The 3,118-nt window shown below is 44.9% G+C and carries 3 protein-coding genes and 1 pseudogene; all 4 read left to right on the top strand.

The window, feature by feature from the left end:
- Positions 1 to 567 (top strand): annotated as a pseudogene (locus Q0236_RS08135) (hydrogenase 4 subunit B); the annotation flags it as partial.
- Positions 568 to 576: 9 nt separating this feature from the next.
- Positions 577 to 1,506 carry an NADH-quinone oxidoreductase subunit H gene (locus Q0236_RS08130; RefSeq protein ID WP_297916764.1) on the top strand — a complete coding sequence of 310 codons (930 nt, stop codon included), beginning with the start codon at positions 577 to 579 and terminating at the stop codon, positions 1,504 to 1,506.
- 1 nt (position 1,507) lies between these two features.
- Positions 1,508 to 2,152 carry a hydrogenase 4 membrane subunit gene (hyfE, locus tag Q0236_RS08125; RefSeq protein WP_297916762.1) on the top strand — a complete coding sequence of 215 codons (645 nt, stop codon included), beginning with the start codon at positions 1,508 to 1,510 and terminating at the stop codon, positions 2,150 to 2,152.
- 2 nt (positions 2,153 to 2,154) lie between these two features.
- A partial coding sequence (locus Q0236_RS08120; protein WP_297916760.1) for a proton-conducting transporter membrane subunit occupies positions 2,155 to 3,118 on the top strand: 964 nt, incomplete at its 3' end.

Genomic DNA, 3,118 nt, shown 5'->3' with positions numbered 1-3,118 from the left:
ATGATAGGCTGCGTGGGATTTGGCGTAGGCGCACACTTCATAGTGGGTTACATTATGGAGGCGGTCAATTCCATCACGCAAAACACCCAATATATCGCAAGCCTCGGTGCTACGTCGATTACTTCGCCTTTAGGAAGTATCGTTTCGACTCCGCTCATCGCGGTCATTTTATGCTCGACGATGTTCCTTCCGTTTATAATCCTCGCGGTTATGAAGGCAAATCGCAGCAAGCCTAGAGAAACCGATCCTTGGGCATGCGGCTTTAAATACAGCTCTCGTATGCAGATGACAGGCGGTCCTTTCACCGGCGATCTAAGAAAGATTATGGATTGGCTATTTAGAGGCCATAAACGCAGAATCGAGCAGAACGGCTACTTCGGACCGATCGAGTACCACAACCATCCGCAAGATATTTGGTGGGGTATGTTTTATCAGCCGGTCATTAACTGGAGTATGAAAATCGCTGATAAAATAGGAATTTTCCAAAGCGGCTATACAAACGTCTATACGCTTTATATTATGATCTATCTTTGCGCGATACTGGGCGTCGGATATTTCTTGATCTAGGGGGAGATGATGCAAACTATACAAACTATATTTTTGATGATATTTCAAGTCGCAGTTATCGTCCTAATCGCCCCGCTATTTGACGGAATGGCGAGAAAACTTCGCGCCAAACTTCAATCAAAACAAGGAAGCGATTTTTTCCAGACTTACCGCGATATTATTAAGCTTTTTAAGCGCGGCAGGACCGTTCCTGCGTGCAGCCACTGGGTATTTAGGTGGGCTCCGTTTTTCCTATTCGCTACTTCGGCGGCGATCTTGGCGGCCATTCCTATAACATACAGCAAAGATACCCTTTTCGGAGCATATTCTGATATCTTCGTTATCTTATATCTAGGTGCGCTTTTGCGCTTCGTATTCGGTGCGGCTTCGATAGATAGCGGTAACCCATTTGCCGCAACCGGCGGCGGACGCGAGCAGATGCTTGCCGTTTTTGTCGAACCTGTGATGATGATGTGCCTAATCGTAGTAATGATGGCTGCGGGAACTTCAAATTTAGTTGAGATTCAGGGGATGGTACGCAGCGGTCAGATCGGCTATCAAATTCCAAGCTTTGCTGTCGCTTCGATTGCGTTTTTATGGTGTATGTATGTCGAGACCGGCAGAAAGCCATTTGATCTTGCCGAAGCCGAGCAAGAGCTTCAGGAAGGCTTACTTGGCGAATATGCAGGTAGCGATCTTGGCTTAGTACAAGCGGCGCTTATTTTGAAGCAATTTGCGATGATCGGATTATTCCTAACGATATTTGAGCCGTGGAATTTTAGCAATCCATTTTTGGCGATCATAATCTTTGTGCTAAAAACCGGCGTATTTTACGTAGCAGCCGTTTTCATCGACAACTTTGGACCACGCTTCAGAATGACTTCGAGCATGCGCAAAATTTCATGCGGCGCTCTTGCCATCGCTTTTGCGGCATTAACGCTTTACGTAGTAGGATTTTAAGATGAATAGTATCGATATTTTAGCAATTTGTATGATCGTAACGTCACTTGCGGTATTCGGACTTAGAAATTTAAAGCTTTCGATCGGAATTTACGCGATTCAGACGCTACTTTTGGTAAGCATATTTTTTATGCTGTATTCTAACTTCAATGCGCCGCAGCTTAGAATTTGGGCGATAGTGGCGTTTTTTACGAAGGTTATTTTCGTGCCGGGAATTTTATTTTGGCTAGTTAAAAAGCTGGATGTGATCAGCGAGGATGAGCCGGTAGGCGGCTTTTTCGTAAGCCCCGTTATTGCGATGGGATTTTCGCTAGCGATTGCGATGACAATCAATCCAATCTTGCTTAAATTCTCTCTTATTCAAGAAAGAATCGTTCTAATAGCGGCGGTAACCGTATTTATGATGGGAATTTTCGGCTTCATGCTAAGAAATTCTTTCATCAAGCAAATTCTAGCCTACTGCCTCTTTGAAAACGGCATCCACCTAAGCCTTGCACTTATGGCTTACAACTCTCACGAGCTAGTCGAGCTTGGAATTTTAACCGACGCCATTTTTGCGGTCATCATAATGAGCATTTTGGCGGTTAGATTTTACAAAGCTTATGACGGACTTGATACGTCTAAAGCTTCGAATTTAAGGGGTTAATGATGAATAGTTTAGCTTTTATATTAATTTTTCCGTTGCTCGGAGCGCTGATATTATTCTTATGCCCTAAGAATTTCAAGCTCCTAAGCACGTTACACGTTTTGATTTCTGGGGTTACATCCGCAGGGCTACTCTGTAACGTAGGCAAGCTTATCAGCGGCAACTTTGAGGCTTTTTACGCATACGATAAATTCTTATTCCTAGATAGCCTAGGTTGCGTATTTTTAGTGCTAATCGCCGTAACGGGCTTTTTGGTAAATTTATACTCCACCACCTATATGAAGTGGGAGATACAGGGCGGTCATCTGGATCTTAGCGATCTTAGAAAATACTACGCGCTCTGCCACGTTTTCGTTTTTACGATGACGCTTAGCGTGATCTGTAACAACGTTGCGTTTATGTGGGCTGCGGTAGAGGCCACTACGTTAGCATCGGTATTTTTGGTCGCTATTCACAAAGATAAAAAATCCACCGAGAGCGGTTACAAATACATCGTCATCTGCTCGATCGGCTTAGCGTTTGCGCTTTATGCGACCGTTTTACTATATGCGGCTACATTCAAAATCACAGGCGACGGCGAAGCTTCGATGCTTTGGACGAGCATTATGGATCACGCCAAAGACTTGAACCACGATGCCATCAAGCTTATTTTTATCTTTGCATTGATCGGCTTTGGTACGAAAGCGGGCCTTGCTCCTACTCATACTTGGCTTCCGGACGTCCACGCAGAGGGACCGGCTCCGATTTCAGCCTTGCTTTCAGGCGTACTTTTAAAATGCGCTATGCTTGCGCTATTTAGATACTATGCCGTGACCGCTCAGGCGGTAGGATCAGGCTTTGTTTGCCAAGTGATGCTAATTTCAGGAACGATCACACTCTTCGTCGCAGGAATTTTCCTCGTCCGTCAGCACGACGTAAAGAGGATGTTTGCTTACCCCTCGGTCGTTCATATGGGCGTTATCGCGT

Origin of the sequence: uncultured Campylobacter sp., from assembly GCF_938031315.1 — a bacterium.
GTDB lineage: Bacteria > Campylobacterota > Campylobacteria > Campylobacterales > Campylobacteraceae > Campylobacter_B.
The sequence above is the reverse complement of the archived record's forward strand: the minus strand, read 5'-3'. Positions and strand labels throughout refer to the sequence as shown.

What these genes read in the sequence shown, in the direction of transcription:
- Q0236_RS08130 (WP_297916764.1), top strand. Translation starts at nt 577, where the DNA reads ATGCAAACTATACAAACTATATTTTTGATGATATTTCAAGTCGCAGTT.
- hyfE (WP_297916762.1), top strand. Translation starts at nt 1,508, where the DNA reads ATGAATAGTATCGATATTTTAGCAATTTGTATGATCGTAACGTCACTT.